20 protein-coding genes are annotated in these 19,969 nt (G+C 72.5%); 10 read left to right on the forward strand and 10 right to left on the reverse strand.

The window, feature by feature from the left end; genetic code table 11:
• Positions 1–81 precede the first annotated feature (81 nt).
• Positions 82–1,770 (forward strand): BCCT family transporter, encoded by a 1,689-nt coding sequence (locus ACFQRI_RS25795; RefSeq protein ID WP_380673017.1) that lies wholly within the window; start codon positions 82–84, stop codon positions 1,768–1,770.
• A gap of 182 nt (positions 1,771–1,952) precedes the next feature.
• Here the strand turns inward: ACFQRI_RS25795 and ACFQRI_RS25800 are convergent, their stop codons facing one another.
• The 5 genes from ACFQRI_RS25800 to ACFQRI_RS25820 are packed head-to-tail and all read right to left on the reverse strand — an operon-like array spanning position 1,953 to position 6,197.
• Positions 1,953–2,609 carry a phosphonatase-like hydrolase gene (locus tag ACFQRI_RS25800; protein WP_380673019.1) on the reverse strand — a complete coding sequence of 219 codons (657 nt, stop codon included), beginning with the start codon at positions 2,607–2,609 and terminating at the stop codon, positions 1,953–1,955.
• Positions 2,606–3,433: a phosphonate ABC transporter, permease protein PhnE gene (phnE, locus tag ACFQRI_RS25805; RefSeq protein WP_380673021.1), complete on the reverse strand. Its 828-nt coding sequence runs from the start codon at positions 3,431–3,433 to the stop codon at positions 2,606–2,608. Before phnE ends, ACFQRI_RS25800 begins: the two co-directional genes overlap by 4 nt.
• Complete coding sequence (locus tag ACFQRI_RS25810; protein ID WP_380673023.1) at positions 3,430–4,140, reverse strand: phosphonate ABC transporter ATP-binding protein; 711 nt, start codon at positions 4,138–4,140, stop codon at positions 3,430–3,432. Before ACFQRI_RS25810 ends, phnE begins: the two co-directional genes overlap by 4 nt.
• Positions 4,140–5,060 (reverse strand): phosphate/phosphite/phosphonate ABC transporter substrate-binding protein, encoded by a 921-nt coding sequence (locus ACFQRI_RS25815; RefSeq protein WP_380673025.1) that lies wholly within the window; start codon positions 5,058–5,060, stop codon positions 4,140–4,142. Before ACFQRI_RS25815 ends, ACFQRI_RS25810 begins: the two co-directional genes overlap by 1 nt.
• Before the next feature lie 18 nt (positions 5,061–5,078).
• Positions 5,079–6,197, reverse strand: a complete 1,119-nt coding sequence (locus ACFQRI_RS25820; protein ID WP_380673027.1) for a TIGR03364 family FAD-dependent oxidoreductase — start codon at positions 6,195–6,197, stop codon at positions 5,079–5,081.
• A gap of 124 nt (positions 6,198–6,321) precedes the next feature.
• Between ACFQRI_RS25820 and ACFQRI_RS25825 the strand changes: the two genes are divergently transcribed.
• Positions 6,322–7,113, forward strand: coding sequence for a GntR family transcriptional regulator (locus tag ACFQRI_RS25825; protein WP_380673029.1), 792 nt, complete (start codon positions 6,322–6,324; stop codon positions 7,111–7,113).
• 91 nt (positions 7,114–7,204) lie between these two features.
• On the opposite strand, the gene ACFQRI_RS25830 is transcribed toward ACFQRI_RS25825, so the two are convergent.
• Entirely contained in the window at positions 7,205–8,278 is a 1,074-nt protein-coding gene (locus ACFQRI_RS25830; RefSeq protein WP_380673031.1) for a zinc-binding dehydrogenase, read from the reverse strand.
• Between the two features lie 223 nt (positions 8,279–8,501).
• Between ACFQRI_RS25830 and ACFQRI_RS25835 the strand changes: the two genes are divergently transcribed.
• Positions 8,502–9,839, forward strand: a complete 1,338-nt coding sequence (locus ACFQRI_RS25835) for an SLC13 family permease (RefSeq protein WP_380673033.1) — start codon at positions 8,502–8,504, stop codon at positions 9,837–9,839.
• 17 nt (positions 9,840–9,856) lie between these two features.
• Here the strand turns inward: ACFQRI_RS25835 and ACFQRI_RS25840 are convergent, their stop codons facing one another.
• A complete protein-coding gene (locus tag ACFQRI_RS25840) occupies positions 9,857–10,567 on the reverse strand; it encodes a FadR/GntR family transcriptional regulator (RefSeq protein WP_380673035.1) in 711 nt (236 codons plus the stop codon).
• 132 nt (positions 10,568–10,699) lie between these two features.
• Here ACFQRI_RS25840 and ACFQRI_RS25845 point away from each other — a divergent pair, with 132 nt between their 5' ends.
• The 4 genes from ACFQRI_RS25845 (at position 10,700) to ACFQRI_RS25860 (ending at position 15,203) form a co-directional block, all read left to right on the forward strand.
• Positions 10,700–11,923 (forward strand): CaiB/BaiF CoA transferase family protein, encoded by a 1,224-nt coding sequence (locus ACFQRI_RS25845; RefSeq protein WP_380673037.1) that lies wholly within the window; start codon positions 10,700–10,702, stop codon positions 11,921–11,923.
• A complete protein-coding gene (locus ACFQRI_RS25850) occupies positions 11,920–12,705 on the forward strand; it encodes an enoyl-CoA hydratase/isomerase family protein (protein ID WP_380673039.1) in 786 nt (261 codons plus the stop codon). The genes ACFQRI_RS25845 and ACFQRI_RS25850 overlap by 4 nt, the downstream gene beginning before the upstream one ends.
• Before the next feature lie 103 nt (positions 12,706–12,808).
• On the forward strand, positions 12,809–13,564 hold the full coding sequence (locus ACFQRI_RS25855; RefSeq protein ID WP_380673041.1) for an ABC transporter permease: 756 nt from the start codon (positions 12,809–12,811) through the stop codon (positions 13,562–13,564).
• Positions 13,565–13,739: 175 nt separating this feature from the next.
• Complete coding sequence (locus tag ACFQRI_RS25860) at positions 13,740–15,203, forward strand: aldehyde dehydrogenase family protein (RefSeq protein WP_380673043.1); 1,464 nt, start codon at positions 13,740–13,742, stop codon at positions 15,201–15,203.
• A 60-nt stretch (positions 15,204–15,263) separates the two neighbouring features.
• Here the strand turns inward: ACFQRI_RS25860 and ACFQRI_RS25865 are convergent, their stop codons facing one another.
• Positions 15,264–16,448 carry an MFS transporter gene (locus ACFQRI_RS25865; RefSeq protein WP_380673045.1) on the reverse strand — a complete coding sequence of 395 codons (1,185 nt, stop codon included), beginning with the start codon at positions 16,446–16,448 and terminating at the stop codon, positions 15,264–15,266.
• Positions 16,449–16,566: 118 nt separating this feature from the next.
• Here ACFQRI_RS25865 and ACFQRI_RS25870 point away from each other — a divergent pair, with 118 nt between their 5' ends.
• The 3 genes from ACFQRI_RS25870 (at position 16,567) to ACFQRI_RS25880 (ending at position 18,364) form a co-directional block, all read left to right on the forward strand.
• Entirely contained in the window at positions 16,567–17,424 is an 858-nt protein-coding gene (locus ACFQRI_RS25870) for a helix-turn-helix domain-containing protein (protein WP_380673047.1), read from the forward strand.
• Between the two features lie 69 nt (positions 17,425–17,493).
• Positions 17,494–17,847, forward strand: a complete 354-nt coding sequence (locus tag ACFQRI_RS25875; protein ID WP_380673049.1) for a helix-turn-helix domain-containing protein — start codon at positions 17,494–17,496, stop codon at positions 17,845–17,847.
• Positions 17,848–17,920: 73 nt separating this feature from the next.
• Positions 17,921–18,364 carry a hypothetical protein gene (locus ACFQRI_RS25880; RefSeq protein WP_380673051.1) on the forward strand — a complete coding sequence of 148 codons (444 nt, stop codon included), beginning with the start codon at positions 17,921–17,923 and terminating at the stop codon, positions 18,362–18,364.
• A 116-nt stretch (positions 18,365–18,480) separates the two neighbouring features.
• On the opposite strand, the gene ACFQRI_RS25885 is transcribed toward ACFQRI_RS25880, so the two are convergent.
• Together ACFQRI_RS25885 and ACFQRI_RS25890 are read right to left on the reverse strand one after the other, a co-directional pair.
• Positions 18,481–19,071 (reverse strand): ClpP family protease, encoded by a 591-nt coding sequence (locus tag ACFQRI_RS25885; protein ID WP_380673053.1) that lies wholly within the window; start codon positions 19,069–19,071, stop codon positions 18,481–18,483.
• A complete protein-coding gene (locus ACFQRI_RS25890) occupies positions 19,068–19,691 on the reverse strand; it encodes a ClpP family protease (protein WP_380673054.1) in 624 nt (207 codons plus the stop codon). Before ACFQRI_RS25890 ends, ACFQRI_RS25885 begins: the two co-directional genes overlap by 4 nt.
• Positions 19,692–19,969 lie beyond the last annotated feature (278 nt).

Raw genomic sequence — 19,969 nt, forward strand, 5'->3', positions numbered from 1 at the left:
CCGCCACTTGACTCAGGCGGAAAAACGGCGCAATGTAAGGCGCCGTTGAGCGACTGATTGATCAGTTGAATCGCAACGCAGGTGCGGGCGGCTGGACTTCCGGCGCGGCCGTCACCGGAGTTGGCAAGACCGACCGACCGCGGTCGGCGACGAAAGTGTGGAGGTGCTTCCGTCATCCTTGCGGCAGACGGAAAAGTCCGAATCGACAGACGGATCTTCTGGTTCTCGGTACTGCTGGTGGCCGCCATCTGCGTGCCCGTGCTGATCGCCCCGGAGCGCGGTCAGCAGGTTCTCGACAGCGTGCTCGGCTTCCTGACCGGCGAGTTCGGGTGGCTCTATCTCTGGTTCGCCGCGGCGGTCGCCGGATTCCTCGCGTGGTTGGCGTTCAGCCGCTACGGCCGGGTGAAGTTCGGCGGGCGCGACGACAGGCCAGAGTTCTCCACGACGAGCTGGCTGAGCATGATCTTCACCTCCGGCATCGGTGGTGGGATCATCTACTGGGGCGCCATCGAGTGGTCGTACTACTACGTCGAGCCACCGATGGGCATCGAGCCCCGCAGCACCGAGGCGGCCGACTGGGCGGCGACCTACCCGCTGTTCCACTGGGGATTCACGGCGTGGGGCCTGTTCTGCTTGCCCGCGCTTGCGCTGGCCTACGTCTACCACGTGCGCAAGCAGCCGACCCTGCGGCTCAGCGACGCCTGCCGCGGGGTCATCGGGGACCGCGCGGACGGCTGGCTCGGCAGGCTCATCGACGTGCTGTTCATCTTCGGCCTGATCGGTGCCGCGGGCACCTCGCTGGGCCTGGAGGTGCCGCTGGTCTCCGAGGGCATCGCCACGATGACCCCGCTGGAGAAGGGCACGCCGCTGGACATCGGCATCGTCGTGATCTGGACGACGCTGTTCGGCGCCAGCGTGTTCCTCGGCCTGCAGAAGGGGCTCAAGCGCCTGGCGAGCTTCAACGTCTGGCTGGCGCTCGGGCTCGGCCTGTTCATCCTGGTGCTGGGGCCGACCGTGTTCATGATCGACACGTTCACCCAGAGCACCGGGATCCTGCTGCAGAACTTCGTGGAGATGAGCTTCTACACCGACCCGGTCGGCGGCTCGGGCTTCGAGGAGACCTGGACGATCTTCTACTGGGGCTGGTGGATCGCCTACGCGCCGTTCGTCGGCCTGTTCACCGCGAAGATCTCCAAGGGGCGCACGATCCGCGGGCTGATCGGGGCGATGTGCCTGGCCGGTAGCGCGGGCTGCTGGCTGGCCTTCATGCTGCTGGGCAACACGTCGCTGTTCTTCGAGATCAAGGACGTCGCGCCGATCGCCGACATCGTGCAGCGCGACGGTGACGCGGCGGGCATCATCGCCACGCTGGCCCACCTCCCGCTCGGTGCGTTCGCGGTGGTGGGCTTCCTGCTGCTGATGGTGGTCTTCCTGGCTACCACGCTGGACTCCTCGGCGTACACGATGGCGGCGGTGGCCTCCGCCGACCTGCCGCGGGACGCGAACCCGGCGCGCTGGCACCGGGTGTTCTGGGCGGTCGTGCTGGCGGCGGTGTCGGTGGTGCTGATGTACACCGGCGGCCTGGAAGCCCTGCAGACCCTGTCCATCATCACGGCGTTCCCGCTGATCTTCGTGCTGGTGATCGTGGCGATCTCGCTGGCCAGGTGGCTGCGGGCCGATGTTCCCGGCGCAGCGGTGAAGCCGCCGGTGGTGGCCGGGCCCGCGGCCGGGGACGAACCGGAGCAGGAGCCGCTCGTCCCGACGAGCTGACGGAGCAGCGCCGGGGTTTCACGAGATGGCGTGAGCACTGCGTTCCAGGTGCGGGACTTCGAGCCCGCACCTGGAACGCTCACCGCTGCCGCCAGGACGGCAGGCGCGGGATCCACCGGGGACGTTGCGGCGGTGCTCCGGCACCGGTGCGGCCCGCGCAGGCGGATCCGCACCGGTGCCGCTCACCGCGCGGCGAGCGCTTCGGGGAGGGCGGCCAAACCGGGCAGGATCCGGGTGGGGCGGTGGAGCTCCAGCTCCGCCCTGGTCTGCGCTCCGGTGAGCACCCCGATCACCTCTCCCGCACCGGCGGCGTGGCCGGCGAGGAGGTCGAGCTCGGTGTCCCCGGCGGCCAGCACCTGCCCCGGATCGTCGACACCGGTGAGCTCCATGGCTCGTCGGATCAGGTCGGGGGCGGGCCGCCCGCTCCCGACCTCGCTGGCGCAGACCACCGCGTCCAGGTGCTCGCCGACGCGCCAACCCACCTCGGTCAGCAGCAGATCGGTGATCCGCCGGTCGAAACCGGTGGTCAGCGCGACCCGGGTGCCCGCATCGCGCAGCGAGGCGAGGGCTTCCGGCACGCCGCGGAACGGTGCCGGTGGCTGCCGGGCGTAGTGCTCGGCGAGCCGCGTCGCGAACCGCTCGTGCAACCCGTCGGCGGCGTCGGGATCTCGGGTGAGCGCGGCCAGCGCCGCCCGCTTGTCCGCCCCCATCCAGCGCCGGAGCTCCGCGTCCGAGGCGGGCGGGCCGTGCTCGGCGACGACCTCGGCGAGCACCCGGTAGACCGCACCGCCCTCGTCGACGGTCGTGCCTGCGATGTCCAGCGCGGCCAGGGCGATCACGGTGCGCTCCCCAGGAGACGTCGGGCCAGGGCGGAGAGCTGGTCCACCACGACGATGAGCACCAGCACCACGAGGATGTGGGTGAGCAGCTCGTCGAACTGGAACAGCTGGATGGACTGGTTGATCAGGAAGCCGATGCCCCCGGCGCCGACGAGCCCGAGCACCAGGGACGACCGGACGTTGACGTCGAACCGGTACAGCAGCAGCCCGACCAGCTGCGGCGTCACCACCGGCAGCAGGGCGTGCGCGGCGACCTGGACGCGTCCGGCACCGGCCGAGCGCAGCGCCTGCGCCGGACCGGGGTCGGCTTCCTCCAGCGCCTCGGCCCACAGCTTGCCCATCACGCCGACGTTGTGGCACAGCAGGGCGAGCACGCCCGGGAACGGGCCGAGCCCGACGGCGGTGACGAAGATCAGCGCGAACACCACGTCGGGAACGGCCCGCAGGAACGACAGCAGGCCGCGCGCCGCCTGGTAGACCCAACCGGGCGCGGTGCCGCGGGTGGCGAGCAGGGCCAGCACCAGCGATCCGGGGATCGACAGGGTCGTGCCGAGCAGCCCGATCCAGAGCGTGACCACCGAGGCGGCGGCGCTCTCGGCGAGCACGTCGGCCCCGAAGTCCGGTGGCACGGCCTCGGAGAGGAAGTCGACCATCCCGGTGGCGCCCTCGACGAGCGCGCTCGCGGAGATCTCGGTCGCCCGCCACGCGGCCAGGTGCGCGGCGAGGACCAGCGCTGCGACGATCCAGCCGAGGACCCGGCCGCGGGTGCGCGGTGGCTTCGGCGGAACGGGCCGGCGGGCGGGCCGTTGCACTGCGGTGGTCACGATGCGTTCTCCAGCTGGGCGTGCGGGTACAGGAAGTCGACGGGCTGATCGGGCGCGCCGTCCAGGACCACCGCGCCGTCGCGCAGTCCCACGACGCGATCGGCGTGCTCGCGGGCGAGCTCGGGCTGGTGCAGCACCGCGAGCACGGCGAGCCGCTCGGCGTGCGCGAGTTCGCCGAGCAGCGCGAGCACCCGTTCGGCGGCGGCGGGGTCCAGCGCGGACACCGGCTCGTCGGCGAGCACCACGGGTGCCCGCTGGCACAGGGCGCGGGCGATGGACGCCCGTTGCTGCTGCCCGCCGGACAGCGCGCCGGCGCGGTCGTGCGCGCGATCGGCGAGGCCGACGCGATCCAAGCAGGCCATCGCCTCCTCGCGCACGGCGCGGGGGAACAGCGCGGGGGTCAGCGAGCGGTGCAGCGGGAGCCTGCCCAGCGCCCCGGCGCACACGTTGTCCAGGACGCTGCGCCGGCCCACGAGGTGGATCCGCTGGAACACCAGCGCGATGTCCAGCGGGCCGGGTGCCGTGCCGTCGACGGTGACCGAGCCCGTCGCCGGGACGAGCCCGGCGACCGCGCGCAGCATCGTCGACTTGCCCGACCCGTTGGCGCCGAGAACGGCGAGCAGCTCGCCCGGTTCCACCGACACGTCGACGCCGCGCAGCACCTCGCGAGGACCGTAGTGGACGGTCAGCCCGGTGGCGGCGAGCATCAGGCGTCCCCTTCATCGAGCTTGAGCGTCTTGGCCAGGTCGAACAGCGGCGTGTAGGTGGAGCGGTCGACGGGCACCAGCGGTCCGGGCGGCGAGACGTCCAGCAGCGCGCCGATCTCGCCGACCGCGACCGGGTCGAGGTTCAGCAGCGCGTCGCGGACGGCTTCCTTGAACCGGGGGTCCATGTTGCCGCGCACGGTGACCGGGTCGTTGGGGATCGGGTCCGAGGTCCAGATCTTGCGGTGCTTGGCGGGGTCGAAGGTGCCGGATTCGATGGCCGAGGCAAGCTGCTGCGAGTTGATCTCGGCGGCGTCGACCGCACCGTTGGTCAGCGCGAGCAGCGCTTCGGGGTGGCCGCCGGCGTAGTCGATCTTGACGTCCTTCTCCGGCAGGCCCGCGTCGGCCAGCGCCTTGCGGGGCAGGGCGTCGCCGGAGGTGGAGCCGACCGAGCCCAGCGCCAGGGAACGGCCGCGCAGCTGCTCGACCGAGGTGATCGGGGAGTCCTTCGGGACCCAGATTCCCGCGGTGTAGGTGGACAGCTGGCCGTTGGCGTCGGCGAAGGAGGCCAGCGCCTGGGCATCGGCCCGCTGGCTGGCGAACACGTAGCCGAGCGGACCGAAGATCGCGATGTCGAGCTCCTCGTTCTGCATGGCCAGCACCTCGGCGGAGTACTCCTGGGTCACCTGGACCTCCACCGGGCAGTTCAACGACTTCGACAGCGCGTCGCCGAGCCTGCGGGCGGCCGGGGTGAGCTTGGCGGGGTCTTCGAACGGCTCGACGCCGAAGCGGATCTTCCCGTCCGGGCAGGTGGGCGACTCGGCGGCCGAGTCACCGCCACCGCCGCAGGCGGTGAGCGCTAGAGCGGTGCACGCGGCGAGGGCGAGCGCGATGGGGCGTCGCAGCGGGCGGGGCGAGGACATGGGCACTCCCTGGGGTTTTCAGGCGATGGAATCGAGAACGGTCGGGGCGAGTCCGAAAGCGGTGGTCATGCCGATCCCGGAGGTAACCGAGACGGCGGTGACGCCGGGGGAGACGCGGGCGCGCAGGAAATCGCCCTCGGTCGAGGCGTAGACGCCCCGCCAGCGGCGCACCACCGCGAGGTCGTCGCGGCCGAGCAGGTGGCCGGTCTCGGCGAGCAGGAGCCGGTCGAGCTCCTCGGACGACCAGGGGTCCAGCGTGCGGGCGTAGGCGTGGGTGTCGCCGACGACGAGGTCGCCGTCGGGCAGCTGGGTGAGCATGTGGTTGACCGAGGCATCCAGCAGCTCCGGTCGCTGCTCGCGCCAGCGCGCGCGCAGCGCCTCGGCGCCTTCGGTGCCGGCCAGGGCGGGGTAGCGCAGCATCGACGTTCCGGTGAGCAGCGCCGGATCGAGTCGCAGGCCGGGTGCCCGCAGCTGCAGCATCTGCAGCGCGCAGCGCCGCATCCCGGCCGCCTCGGCGGTTTCGGGCAGGATCCGGTCGAGGTCGTGGCCGACGCACAGCACCACCTGGCGCGCGCGGAGCTCGCCCCGGCCGGTGCGCACGAGGCCGTCCTCGACGCCGAGGACCGGTGTGGACCACAGCATCCGCACCCCGGGCTGCGCGGCCAACCACTCGGCCAGGGACGCGGCGGCGCGCCGCTGGTCGACGCGCAGATCGCGGGTCAGCAGGGCGGCGCCGCGCAGCTCGCCGTCGGCCACGGGCGCGAGGGCGACGGCCTCGGCCGGGGTGAGCAGCCGGACCTGTTCGGAACCCCGGGATTCGGCCAGCTCCTGCAGCGCCGCGGCTTCCTCGGTCGACCGCGCGACCACGACCGCGCCGCACTCGGCGACGTCGAAGCCCGCCTTGGCGCCCATGCGCAACCAGGTCGCCCTGGAGCGCTCGGCCAGGCGCAGCGCCTCACCGGTCTGCGCGGTGATGCAGGCGTGCCCGAAGTTGCGGACGGAGGCGCCGACGGCGCGCTCGTCGCGCTCGACGACGGTGACCGACAGCCCGCGCTCCACGGCCTCGACGGCGTGGGCGAGCCCGACGATCCCGGCGCCGACGACGATCAGATCGGTTGGTTCGCTCGAAACGCTCACGGCGCCCACGGTTGCAGCGCTCGGAAAACCCGGTCAAGGACTTGTATGTACAAGTCATCTGCTGTTCAACCTCGAATTTCCGGCCGGACATGTGGCGTCGTCCGGAGCTTGTATAGTCCAGTGCGTGACGACTCCACTGCACCGGGAACTGGCGGGCGAGCTTCGGCGGCGGATCCGCAGCGGGGACATCGCCGTCGGCGAGTCGCTGCCCTCGGAATCCCAGCTGTGCCAGGAGTTCTCGGTCTCCCGCGGGCCGATCCGGCAAGCGCTGGCCGCGCTGCGCGACGAGGGGTTGATCGGCGGGGGCAAGGGCAAGCGGCCGGTGGTGCTCGACGCCGTGCCGAGCCAGCCCTTCGAGTCGTTCCTGTCGTTCACCCGCCGCGCCGAGATCACCGGCCACGTGCCGGGTCAGCAGCTGCAGGAGATCGCGCTGCGCAAGCCCGATCCCACCACCGCCGCGGCGCTGCAGCTCGAACCCGACGCGCTGGTGGTCCAGCTGCTCCGGCTGCGCCTGCTCGACGGCCGCCCGGCGATGCTGGAGCGGATGACCTACCGCGAGCAGGTGGGCAGGCCGCTGATGGACGCCGACCTCAACTCCGGGTCGATCTACGCCTACCTCACCGGGCAGGGCGTCGACCTGCACGCCGCGCGGCACACCTTCGACGCGGTGGCGGCCAACGCGACGGACGCGCAGCTGCTCGACGTGGACGCGGGCGCGCCGCTGCTGCGGGAGCGCCGCGTGACGACCGACTCCGTCGGCACCCCGCTGGAGTGCTCCGAGGACCGCTACCGGCCCGACGTCGCCACGGTGACCGTCACCAACACCCGCAGCTCGCGCGCGGATCTGACCCGCAGCGGCACGGCCTGGACCGGCGAGTTCACCCCCTCGGCAGCAGCCGAGATCGCCGGCGCCTGACCGCCTCTCCCGCGGGGTGCGGTCGGCAGGGAACCGCAACCGCGATCGCGGTCCGCGCGGTCGCGCGGTCACCGGCGAGACCGCGCGGGGGTCAGGGGGCGAGGGCTTGGCGCGGGCTCGTGCCCAGGCGTGCGGCGCTGAAGGCGGTTTCGAGGTCGTCGAGTCCGTGGCGCCCGCCGACCAGCTCGGCGAACGGGCGGGTGCGGTGGTGCTCGGCGAGGAAGTCGACCGCCGCGCGCAGGTGCCGCGGGTGGTAGTTGTGCACGCCGACGACGCGGTGCAGACCGCGGACCAGCCGCTCCGGATCCAGCCGCGCGCCCGGGCCGGGCGACACCGAGCCCGCCAGCACCGCCGTTCCGCCCACGGTCAGCGAATCCACGCAGGACTGAACCGCGCGGGGCGCACCGGAGAGCTCCAGCGCCACGTCGACCTCGCCGATCGCGGAGCCGGGCGCCGACGACTCGGCGGCCCCGAAGCGCGCCGCCTGCTCCCGGCGGAGCGGGTCGGGGTCGACCGCCACCACCCGCGCCCCGGCCGCGTCGAGCATCGCGACCGCGGTCAGACCGAGCATCCCGGCGCCGCTGACCAGCGCCCGGGTGTCCGGGCCGATCGGCCCGGCGGCCTCGATCGCGGCGGCCACCGTCGCCGTCGCGCACGAGGCCGGGGCCGCCACCTCGGCGGGGATGGCTTCGGGGACCGAGGCGATCGCCGTGCCGGGCATCAGCACGCAGTGCGTCGCGAAACCGCCGCGCAGCGGGTGCTCCTCCGTCCACCGCTCGTGGCCGTACTTGCGCAGCTGCAGGCACTTCTGCGGCATCCCCGCGCGGCAGCGGGCGCAGCTCCAGCAGGACGCCGCCACCGACCACACCACCCGCGTGCCGGGTTCGACCGGAGCGCCTCCGAGGTGGTCGGGCGGGTCGCCGGGACCGACGGCCAGCACCCGGCCGACCTGCTCGTGCCCCAGCACGCTGGGCGCGGGGGCGGGCCGGCCGCCGGTGGTGGTGTGCAGGTCGCTGCCGCACACCGTCGCCAGCTCGACCTCGACCAGGACCTCCCCGGGGGCGAGCGAGCCGGGCAGCGGGACCTCGACGACGGTGAACGGCTCGCCGACTCCCTCCCACCTGGCGCATCGAGCGGTGCGGCGGACGTGCGCGGGTGCGGTCATGGCCCGCACGCTGCCATTCGCACCCGTTCTTGTATAGACAAGTCGTCGGTTGTTCGCCCTCAGGACAGGTTCCCGTCACGCGAGCACCGAGCGGCCGACGAGTCGGCCCGCGAGCGGGCCTTGACTTCGGGCATCCTCGGTCTGAAAGTGGACTAGCCAGTCAGCCACAGTGCTGTGGGTCACGCCTTCGGCGTGACGACGGCCTGGTCCTTAGGAGGCAGCGTTGCCGCCCGAGTTGATATCGATCCTCGCGCTGGTGGTGGCCTTCGTCGTGGCGACCACGATGTCGGTCAACATGGGAGTCCTGTGCTTCGCCGCGGCGTTCCTGGTGGGAACTCTCGCAGGCGGGTTGTCCGAAGACGAGATCTTCGACGGTTTCCCCGGTGATCTGTTCGTCGTGCTGGTCGGGGTCACCTACTTGTTCGCGATCGCGCGGGCCAACGGCACGACCGATTGGCTGGTGCACAAGTCGGTCCGGCTGGTCGGCGGCCGGGTCTGGGTGATCCCGTGGGTGATGTTCGGCATCGGGGCGGTGATCACGGCCATCGGGGCGGTCAGCCCGGCCGCGGTGGCGATCGTGGCGCCGATCGCGCTGAACCTCGCCGCGCAGTACCGGATCAACCCGCTGATGATGGGCGCGATGGTCGTGCACGGCACCCAGGCGGGCAGCTTCTCGCCGATCAGCATCTACGGGACCATCGTCAACGGCGTGGTGGCCAACAACCAGCTGCCGGGCAGTCCGGTGCTGCTGTTCCTGGGCAGCTTGGTGGTGAACCTGGTCATCGCGGTCGCGGTGTTCTGCGCGCTGGGCGGGCTGCGGCTGATGCGGGCCGGGGCGCAGTCCCGGGTGGCGGTGGCCGAACCCGAGATGGCCGCGGTGGCAGCGGGTTCCGGTGCTGCGCCGGCGTCGTCCGGGGGCGCGGGCTCGCACGGCTCGGGCGACGACGGCGAGCAGGTCGAGCGCCTCGACCGGGATCGGGCCCTCACCCTGCTGGGGCTGGCGGTGCTGGTGGTGACGACGCTGGGATTCGGCCTGGACGTCGGGCTGGTGGCGGTGACCGTGGCGGTCGTGCTGACCGTGCTGTCCCCCGCGGTGGCTCGCAACGCGCCCTCGGAGGTCGCCTGGTCCACGGTGCTCCTGGTGTGCGGCGTGCTCACCTTCGTCGGCGTGCTGAAGTCGATGGGCACCATCGACTACGCGGGGAACTCGGTGGCCGGCATCGGGATGCCGCTGCTGGCGGCGGTTCTGCTCTGCTACGTCGGCGCGCTGGTCTCGGCGGTCGCCTCGTCGACCGCGCTGATGGGGGCGCTCATCCCGCTCGCGGTTCCGTTCCTGCTGCAGGGGCACATCAGCGCGATCGGCATGGTCGTGGCGCTCGCGGTCGCGGCCACCGTGGTCGACGTGAGCCCGTTCTCCACCAACGGCGCGATCGTGCTGGCCAACGCCAAGGGCGTCGACCGCGACGCGTTCTTCCGCAAGCTGCTGCTCTACGGCGGGCTGGTCGTGGCGGTGGTGCCGCTCGCCGTGTGGCTGGCCTTCGTGGTGCCCAGCGGGATCTGAGGGGTCGGGCGCCGGGTTCAGTCCTCGTTCGGCGTCCAGCTCAGCAACCGCACCTCGCGCACGGTTTCCAGGTGGGCGCGCATCGCGGCGATCGCCGCGGTCGCGTCCTGCGCGCGGATCGCCTCGGCGATGCGGGTGTGCTGGGCCAGCGAGCGCTGCGGGCGCCCCGGTTGCTGCAGCGATTCGTGGCGGCTCTCGGCGATCTGCTCGGCGGTCTCGCGCATGAACTCGGCGAGCAGCTCGCTGTGGGCCGCGTTGGTCACGGCGAGGTGGAACAGGCGATCGCCGTCCTCGCCGAGGGCGCCGTCCTCGATCTCCGCGCGCATCGCCTCCAGCGCCGCCTCGATCTCTGCCATGTCCGCATCGGACCTGCGAAGCGCCGCCAGCTCGGCGAGCTTGGTCTCCATCGCCTCGCGCGCGTCGAGCACGTCGGGCAGGCGCCGGCGCCGCTCGACCAGGGTCGCGATGGGCTCGACGCTCAGGGAGTCCTGGCGCAGGTAGGTCCCGCCGCCGTGGCGGATCTCGACCAGGCCCTGCACCTCGAGGACCACGATCGCCTGCTTGATCGAGGCGCGGCTGACGCCCATCTTCTCGGCGAGCTCCCGCTCGGAGGGCAGCTTGTCGCCGGTCTTGAGGCCCGAGGTGCTGACGTACTCCCGCAGCTGCGCCACGATCTGCTCGTAGAGGCGAGTGCGCGACAGCGGGCGGAATGAGTCGGAGACGGCCAATCGAACCCCCTTGACAAGCGGAACACCAGGATAGCAGTGTGCTGGACGAGTGGCGAACTGGCTGAACCACTCGACCAGAACTGGATCAGCCACTCATCCACTTTCCCTCTCCTCGTCCTGCGGAGGATCGACATGACGCATGCGGCCCCCTGTCCCTGGCAGTCCCACGAAGGCGCGCTCGGCGGCCTGCGCGTGCTGGACCTGTCCCGAATCCTGTCCGGACCGTTCTGCACCATGGCGCTGGCCGACCTCGGCGCCGACGTGATCAAGATCGAGAACGCGCGAGGCGGCGACGACACCAGGGCCTGGGGACCGCCGTTCCAGGGCGACACCGCCGCGTACTTCCTGAGCGTCAACCGGAACAAGCGCGGCTTGGCGGTCGACCTCAAGGACCCGGAGTGCCTCGACGTCGTGCGGCGACTGGCCCGGACCGCGGACGTGATCGTGGAGAACTTCCGCCCGGGCACCGCCGATCGCCTCGGCCTGGGCTACGAGCAGGTCGAGGCCGACAACCCGGGCATCGTGTTCGCCTCGATCAGCGGGTACGGGCAGACCGGTCCGTTCCGCGACGAGCCCGGCTACGACGCGATCGCCCAGGCGCTGTCCGGGGTCATGAGCGTCACCGGCGAGCCCGACGGCCCGCCGGTGCGCTTCGGCGTCTCCGGCGCCGACCTCGCCGCGGGCATGTGGACCGCCATCGGCGTGCTCGCGGCGCTCAAGGAGCGCGAGCGCACCGGGAAGGGACAGTGGGTCGACGTGTCGCTGCTCGACGGTCAGATCTCCTGGCTCACCTACGTCGCGAGCGGGCACTTCGCCACCGGCGCGGTGCCCGGGCGCTACGGCTCGGCGCACCCGACGATCGTTCCCTACCAGGCGTTCCCGACGGCCGAGGGGCACATCATGGTGGCGGCGGGAAACGACGGGCTCTGGCAGCGCTTCGCCATCGCGATCGGTCTCGAACACCTCGTCCACGACCCGCGGTTCGCGACCAACCCGGACCGGGTGAGCAACCGCGACGCGCTGCTCCCGCTCATCGAGGAGGCGCTGGCGCAGCGCTCCGCGGAGGACTGGAGCAAGGTGCTGGCCGAGCACGCCGTGCCCGCCGCCCCGATCAACACCGTCGACCAGGCGCTGGCCCACCCGCAGGTGGTCGCTCGCGAGATGGTCACCACCGTCGAGCACCCGTCCGCGGGCCGGGTGCGCACCGTCTCCTCGCCGATCAAGCTCTCCGGAACGCCGCCGCGGGTGCGCACGGCCCCGCCGACGCACGGGCAGCACACCGGGGAGATCCTGGCCTCGCTCGGCCTGGACGAGGACCGGATCGGCGCGCTGCGGGAACGAGGTGCGATCCGGTGACCGCCGGGCAGGTCGTGACCCCGCAGGTCGAGGTGGTCACCAGGGGACCGGTGTCCGAGCTGCTGATCGGCCGGGGCGCCAAGCGCAACGCCCTCACCGGAGCCGGCTGGAGCGAGCTCGCCGAGCGGGTGGCCGAGCTCGGGCGCGGCGAGGACGTGCGGGCGGTCGTGATCCGCGGGCGGGACGGGGGTTTCTGCGCCGGATCCGACATCACCGAGTGGACCGACGCGGAGCTCGACGCGGTGGAGGACTCCTTCGCGCGGATGGAGTCGGCCTTCCGCGCGGTGGAGGAGTGCCCCGTCCCGGTGCTGGCCGAGGTGCGGGGCATCGCGGCAGGCGCGGGGTGCCAGCTGGCGCTGGCCTGCGACCTGCGGTTCATGGGCGAGGCGGCGCGCATCGGCATGCCGATCGCGAGGCTGGGCATCATGTGCAGTCCCGCCTTCGCCGCGCGGATGGTCGCGCTGGTGGGGCCGTCGTCGACGCGGCGGCTGCTCTACACGGGTTCGCTGCTGGACGCCCCGGCGGCCGCCGCGGGAGGACTCGTCGACGAGCACCTCCCGGAGGCGGAGCTCGCGGACCACGTCACCGCCGTCGCGGGCAGCATCGCGAACCAGCCCCGCTCGGCCGTCGTCGCGGCGAAGCGCGCGGTCAACGCCGCGCTGGCACCCGCGCGCGAGGCGACCCGGTGGAACGGCAACCCCGCGGTCTCGGCCGCCGACTTCCGCACCGGCATCACGACCTTCCTGCACCGCTCCCGGCCCGCCGCGGAACAGCCGACCTGAGCGGCGTTCGCGCGACGGCGCGCCACCCTTCTTCATCAAAAGTCCCTGAGCGCGGCGGGACTTCTGATGAAAAGAGGGAGGTGCGCCGTCGTAGGGTCGCGGGGTGGGTTCGGGGTCGATTCCGGTCACGCCGGTGCTCGGCGGGGTCGTCGTGCTGCTGCTGGTCGTGGCGGCGGTCGTGGTGCGGCTGGGCGGTTTCGCGCGGTACCGGGCGGTTCTCGCCGCAGGTGCGCGCGGAGCGGTTCAGCTGCTGGCCGTTTCGCTGATCATCACCCAGGTCGTGCGGTGGGCGTGGCTGGTCGTGCTGTTCGTGCTGCTGATGTTCGCCATCGCCGCGCGCACCGCGGGCCGGCGCATCACCACCGGCGGCGGCTGGTGGTGGGCGGCGGTGCCGATCGGCGCCGGGGTGGCTCCGGTGGTGGCGCTGCTGCTGGTGACCGGCGCCGTCCCGGTGACCGGGCTGGTGCTGATTCCGCTGGTCGGCCAGTTGATCGGCGGCGCGCTCACCGCTACCGCGCTGGCCGGTCGCCGGCTGCTCGACGAGCTCGCGCACCGCCGCGGCGAGGTGGAGGCGGCCCTGGCGCTGGGGATGGTCGAACGGGACGCGCGGCTGGAGATCGTCCGCCCGGTGGCGGGGACGGCGCTGGTGCCCGCGCTCGACCAGACGCGCACCGTGGGCCTGGTGACCCTGCCGGGCGCGTTCGTCGGGATGCTGCTCGGCGGGGCCGGCCCGGTCCAGGCCGGTGCGGTGCAGCTGTTCGTGCTGGTGGGCTTGCTGGCGGTGGAGGCGCTCGCCATCCAGGTGGTGCTGGAGGTCGTCTCGCGCGGGTTGCTCGTCCGGTCCGCGGTTGACTCGTAGATCACGTCGCTGAGCGGCCGCGGGCCGTCCCCGCCTCGGTAGGCTGGGCGCGCACGGGCGGTCGGGGAGGCGCGCCTTCTCGGGCGAAATGTCCCTGCGCACGACCGCGCGCCGGGACATCTCGCCCCAGAATCCCCCTGCCGATCGGTCATCCGAACAGCACGGAGGTGCGAGAGTGGATTTCCTGGACGCCAGCAGGTGGCAGGGGCGGATCTTCAGCGGGAGCTGGAAACCCGGCTCCGGCGGGACCTACGACGCCGTGGAACCGGCCACCGGGACGACGCTGGCGCAGGTCGGCGCGGCGAGCGCGGCGGACGTGCGAAGCGCCGCGGAATCGGCCGCCGAGGCCCAGCGCTCCTGGGCGGCCCTGCCCTACGACCAGCGCGCGGCGGTGCTGCGGCGGGCCGCGCAGCTGTTCGTCGAGCACGAGGACGAGATCCACGACTGGCTGGTCCGCGAGTCCGGCGCCACGCGCCCCTTCGCCGGGTTCCAGACCCGATCGGTGGCCGCGGAGGAGTGCTGGGAGGCCGCGGCGCTGGCCGGTCAGCCCTACGGTCAGCTGCTGCGCTCGAACCAGCCGCGGCTGTCGATGTCGCGCCGGCGCCCGGTCGGCGTGGTCGGGGTGATCTCGCCGTTCAACGCGCCGATCATCCTGGCGATCCGCGCCATCGCCCCGGCGCTCGCCCTGGGCAACGCCGTGGTGCTCAAGCCCGATCCGCGCACCGCGGTCAGCGGCGGCGCGGTCTTCGCCCGGATCTTCGAGGAGGCCGGGCTGCCCGAGGGGCTGTTCCACGTGCTGCCCGGCGGGGCCGACGTCGGCGCGGCGCTGGTCGACGACCCGCAGGTGCCGGTGATCGCGTTCACCGGTTCGACCAGGGCCGGGCGCGCCATCGCCAAGGCCGCGGCCGACCGGCTCAAGCGCGTCCACCTCGAACTCGGCGGGAACTCGGCGCTGCTGGTGCTCGACGACGTCGACGTCGAGCGGGCCGTGTCGGTCGGCGCGTTCGGGTCGTTCAACCACACCGGCCAGATCTGCATGGCCACCAGCAGGCACCTGGTCGACGCGCGCATCGCCGACGACTACGCGGCGGCGCTGGCCGAGCACGCCGACCGGCTCGCGGTCGGCGACCCGTACCGCGAGGACGTCGCGCTGGGTCCGGTCATCGACGAAGGACAGCGCGACGGGATCCACCGCCTGGTCACCGACTCGGTGTCGAGCGGGGCGCGGGTGCGGTCGGGCGGCGAGTACGAGGGGCTGTTCTACCGGCCGACGGTGCTCTCGGACCTGGAGGTCACCGCGCCGGCCTACGCGGAGGAGATCTTCGGACCGGTCGCGCCCGTGGTCGCCTTCGACGGCCTCGACGAGGCGGTGCGGCTGGCCAACTGCACCGAGTACGGCCTGTCGCTGGGCATCCTCACCCGCGACGTGATGAAGGGCCTCGATCTGGCCGACCGGATTCCCTCCGGCCTGGTGCACATCAACGACCAGACGGTCAACGACGAGGCCATCGCCCCCTTCGGCGGGGTCGGGGACTCCGGCACCGGCTCCCGCCACGGCGGGGCCGAGGCCAACCTCGAAGCCTTCACCGAGACCCAGTGGGTCACGGTCCGCGGCGAGCTCCCGGCCTACCCCTTCTGACGGTCGCTGCTCGGCGAGCGCGGATTCCCGCGGAGATCGGGGAATCCGCGCTCGACGAGCTCAGGCCGGTTGGGGCACGCGGTGATCGGAGGCCCGCGGGCGGGACCGGTGCCGGTGGTGGGTGACGAGGAAGGCGATCAGGCCGAGCGCGGTCGTGGCAGCCCCGACCAACGCCAGCGCCGGGTAGTCCTGACCGCGGGTGAGAACCAGCCCGCCCAAGCCGGACCCGAGGGCCACGCCGAAGTTGAACGCGGCGGCCGCCAGCGCCGAGACCAGCGAGGACGCGGTGCCGGCGAGGTGCAGCACGTAGGACTGCAGCGGCGGCACCATGCCGAACCCGGTCGCGCCGAGCAGCACCAGCAGCACCACGGCGGCCGCGAGGGACGAGCCCAGCGCCCACAGCGCGAGCAGGGCGACGACCAGGCCTGCCAGGATGACCACGACCGTGCGCACCACCGAGCGGTCGGCGTAGCGCCCGCCGAGCGCGTTGCCCGCGATCAGGCCCGCGCCGAACAGCAGCAGCAACCAGGTCACCGACCCGTCGGGCGCGCCGGTCACCGACGTCAGGAACGGCGCGATGTAGGTGTGGACGACGAAGAGCCCGCCGTAACCGAGCGCGATGGTGAGCAGCCCGAGCCAGAGCCGACCGCTGAGCAGGACGCCGAAGCGGGCTTCCTGCGACGGTTCGGCGCCCTCCTGGGCGTCGGCGGGGAGCAGCGCCCACATCGCGGCCGCGCCGACCGCGGCGAGGGCGGCCACCACCCAGAACGCGGCGCCCCACCCGGCGATGCGGCCCGCCACGTTGCCGATGGGGACGCCGACCACGTTGGACACCGTGAATCCCGTGAACACCACCGCGATCGCGGTGGCCTGCCGCGACGGCGCGACGAGGGAGCGCGCCACGGTGATCGCGGTGCCGAGGAAGCCGCCGAGCATCGCCCCGGCCAGGGCGCGGGACGCGGCGATCACCGGAAGCGATCCGCCGAGCGCGGTGACGGCGTTGGCGACCAGGAAGATCGCGGTCAGGCCGATCACCAGGGGCTTGCGCGGCAGCTGCAGGGTCGCCGCCGCGACCAGCGGACCCCCGATCATCGCACCGAGGGCGAAGCTGGTGGTCACCCAGCCGGCCAGCGGCACGGGCACGCCCAGGTCGGAGCTGATCAGAGGTAGGAGACCGTTGGGGACGAGCTCGGCGGTTCCCAGCGCGAACGAGGTCAGCGCGAGCGCGATGATGGCTGATGGCATGCCGTCGATGCTGGTCGGAGCGCCGGTGGGCTACCAGGTCCCGGTTCTTGGGCGCACCGCCGAGGGTGGTACCGGCAGGGATATGGTCGTGCTCGCCGAGCGCGCATATCGTCGAGCCGTGAACGATCCGGGTGATCTGGCCGTCTTCCTGCGGGCCAAGCGCGCCGCGCTGCCGCCGGAAGCCACACCGCTCAACGGCTTCGGCACGCGCCGCCGCGTGCCCGGCCTGCGGCGGGAGGAGGTCGCTCAGCTCGCCGGCGTGAGCGCCACCTACTACACCCGGCTGGAGCAGGGGCACAGCAGGCACGCCTCCGACGAGGTCCTGCTGGCCCTCGCCCGCGCGCTGCAGCTGACCGTCACCGAGACCGAACACCTGCTCGACCTGGCCAGGGACAAGCGCGCCGCCGATGCCGCCGACCCCGGGCCCGAGACGGTCAGCCCGAGCGCGCGGAAGCTCCTGTCACTGGTCAGCTCGCGACCGGCGATCGTGCTCGGCAGGCGCAACGACGTGCTCGGCTGGAACGACCTGGGGCACGCCCTGGTGGCCCCGCACCTGCCGGCCGACGCCCCGCACGATCCCGCCGCGCGGCCGTCGCTGCCGCGCCTGCTCTTCCTCGACCCGCAGGTGCGCGCGCTCTACCGGGACTGGGACGCGGAGGCCGCCGACTACGTCGCCTACCTGCGCCTGATCAGCGGGAAGTACCCCAACGACGAGGAGCTGACCCGCATGATCGGCGAGCTGTGCATCCGCGACGACGCCTTCGCCGAGCTGTGGGCCTCGGGACGGGTGGGAGAGTGCGTCGCGGGCACCAAGAACATGGCGCACCCCAGCGCGGGCGACATCACCGTCGACTTCCAGCTCTGGGCGCAGTCGGACCACCCCGAGCAGCGCCTGGAGCTCTACGAGATCCGCGACGATCCGGACGGCTCCCGCACCCGCGCCCTGCTGCGCGCACCCGCGCAGCCGACCCGGTAGGTCGCCCGCGCTGTCCGCCGTGAGCGGAACCGCGGTACGCCGTCGGTGAGCGGGTGCCAGGATGTCGGCATGGCGGACATCCTGGACTTCCACCAGAAGCGCCGCGCCGCCGCGCCCGAAGGCGGGCAGGATCCGCTGTGGCGCGAGGAGCTCGGACGCGCCCTCCGCACGACCAGGGAGGAGCGCGGCGACCGGCTCGTCGACGTCGCCGAGCGGGCGGGGGTGTCGCCGCAGTACCTCTCGGAGATGGAGCGCGGCCGCAAGGAGCCGTCGAGCGAGATGATCGCCGCGGTCACCGGAGCGCTCGGCATCGACCTCCCCGACCTGCTCGTGGGCATCGCCGGGCAGGTGCGGCGCAGTCGCGCGCCGCTCGACCGCTCCGCCGGCGGACGTCCGCAGGGCCCGGTGCTGATGGCCGCCTAGCAGCTGCGCTTGCGGTGGTGCCCGAGGAAGCGCCGACATGGCCTCGACGGCGTTCGCGGTTAGAGTCGAGGAGATGAGCCACTCCGAGATCGACGACTACCTCGCGCGCTACGCCGAGACGCTCACGACCTTCGATTCCGAGGCCGCGGCCGCCCTGTGGGCCACGCCGGGAATGATCATCGACGATCGCTTCGCCGGGGTGCTCGACGACCGGGAGTCCATGGCCCGGGGTCTGGAGCAGTCATACCCGCTGTACCGCGAGCTCGGACTGGCGTCGGTCAGCTTCGAGCGCCTGGACGTCCAGGACCTCACCGATGCGATCAAGCTGGTCCAGGTCCGCTGGATCTTCCACGACGCGGACGGCGGTCAGCTCACCGACAGCACCGCCTTCTACATCGTCCGCCGTGATGACGACGGGCTCCACGCCTGCGTCTGCGTCCAGACCGATGACGCCGAGAAGCTGCAGGCCCTCGCCGCCGAACGCGGCATCGACCTGGCCGAGTTCACCAGGAGCTGACTCGACGCGCAGACGTGGAGCTCCCGCCGGACCGCACCTCGCTCACCGGCACGCGCCTTCGAACACCGAAGGGCGGCAACGCTGATCGAGCGTTGCCGAACCCGTCCGATCGGCGGTCACACCCGCTCTTCGAGCACGTGATCGGCCAGCCCGTAGGCGACCGCGGCCTCGGCGTCGAACACCCGGTCCCGGTCGGTGTCGTGCCGCAGCGTCGCGATGTCGCGCCCGGTGTGCGCCGAGAGGATCTCCTCCAGCTGGGTGCGCACCCGGACCACCTCGTCGGCCTGCAGGATGAGGTCCGGGATGGAGCCCCGGCCCTGCGCGGCCGGCTGGTGCAGCACCACCCGGGTGTGCGGCAGCACCGCCCGGTGCCCGGGAGCACCCGCGGCCAGCAGCACCGCGCTGGCCGCCACCGCCTGGCCGATGCAGGTCGTGGCGACCGGCGCCTTGATGTAGCGCATGGTGTCGTAGAGCGCGAGCATCGCCGAGGGGTCGCCGCCTTCGGAGTTGATGTAGAGGTTGATCGGCTGGTCCGGCGCGTCGGCCTCCAGGTGCAGCAGCTGGGCGATGGAGGCGTTGGCGACGCCGGGGTCGATCGGGGTGCCGAGGTAGACGATCCGCTCGGCGAGCAGGTGCGAGTAGACGTCCATGATCCGCTCGCCGTTGGTGCTGCGCGTGATCACGTTCGGGATCGTGTAGGTGCTCATGCGCTGGTTCCCCTCGTCGTGCCGAGCCCCACCGGTTCGCGCACGGGCACGACCTGGCCGAGTCCGTCGACGACGCGGTCGATGAACCCGTAGTCGAGCGCCTGCCCGGTGCTGAACCAGCGATCGTGCAGCGAGTCGGCGAAGATCCGCTCCACCGGCTGGCCGGTGTCCTCGGCGATGATGCCGAGCACCGTGTCCCGGGTGTGCCGCAGGTCGTCGGCCTGCGCCTCCACCTCGACCGCCGAGCCGCTGATCCCGGACGAGCCCTGGTGCATCAGGATCCGGGCGTGCGGCAGCGCGAAGCGCTTGCCGGGCGTGCCCGCCGACAGCAGGAACTGCCCCGCGCTGCACGCCAGTCCCAGCGCGAGCGTGGAGACGTCGCAGGGCACGAGCCGCATCACGTCGCGGATCGCCAGCATCGCGGGCACCGAGCCGCCGGGGGAGTGGATCCACAGCGCGATGTCCTTGCCCGGGTCCTCGTTGGCCAGCGACAGCATCTGCGCCAGCAGGACGGTTCCGTTGTCGTCGTCGAGGGCCCCGTCGAGCACCAGCACGCGCTGCCCGTAGAACCGCTCCCTGAGCCGCTGGTCGAACAGCGGTCGCTTGTCGTCGTCGCTCATGCCCCGACGATGCCTCCGGTGGCCCGGTGGTGGGGTCCCGCGCTGCTGCGAGCAGATCCGCCCGCAGCAGCGCGGCAGTTCCGACCGGATCGACGGACATCCGGTTCGCACCGCGCCGATTTCGCGCCGAAGCTCCGGAAACGCGCCCGGTCCCCTAGGGGGTGTCCTCAAAGTGGGTGTGGGTGGCCTGGTTTGATCTTGGTTGATGGTGAAAAGGCATGAGTTGACTGATGAGCAGTGGCAGGTCATCGAGCCGTTGTTACCGGCCTCGGGCGTGG

This window comes from Saccharopolyspora griseoalba, assembly GCF_042665275.1.
Classification (GTDB): domain Bacteria; phylum Actinomycetota; class Actinomycetes; order Mycobacteriales; family Pseudonocardiaceae; genus Saccharopolyspora; species Saccharopolyspora griseoalba.

Coding starts and splice junctions, on each gene's coding strand:
- ACFQRI_RS25810 (WP_380673023.1), bottom strand. CDS start 4,140: ATGCTCGCCGCCACCGGGCTGACCGTCCACTACGGTCCTCGCGAGGTG.
- ACFQRI_RS25815 (WP_380673025.1), bottom strand. CDS start 5,060: ATGTCCTCGCCCCGCCCGCTGCGACGCCCCATCGCGCTCGCCCTCGCC.
- ACFQRI_RS25830 (WP_380673031.1), bottom strand. CDS start 8,278: ATGACCGCACCCGCGCACGTCCGCCGCACCGCTCGATGCGCCAGGTGG.
- ACFQRI_RS25845 (WP_380673037.1), top strand. CDS start 10,700: ATGACGCATGCGGCCCCCTGTCCCTGGCAGTCCCACGAAGGCGCGCTC.
- ACFQRI_RS25865 (WP_380673045.1), bottom strand. CDS start 16,448: ATGCCATCAGCCATCATCGCGCTCGCGCTGACCTCGTTCGCGCTGGGA.
- ACFQRI_RS25875 (WP_380673049.1), top strand. CDS start 17,494: ATGGCGGACATCCTGGACTTCCACCAGAAGCGCCGCGCCGCCGCGCCC.
- ACFQRI_RS25880 (WP_380673051.1), top strand. CDS start 17,921: ATGAGCCACTCCGAGATCGACGACTACCTCGCGCGCTACGCCGAGACG.
- ACFQRI_RS25885 (WP_380673053.1), bottom strand. CDS start 19,071: ATGAGCACCTACACGATCCCGAACGTGATCACGCGCAGCACCAACGGC.
- ACFQRI_RS25890 (WP_380673054.1), bottom strand. CDS start 19,691: ATGAGCGACGACGACAAGCGACCGCTGTTCGACCAGCGGCTCAGGGAG.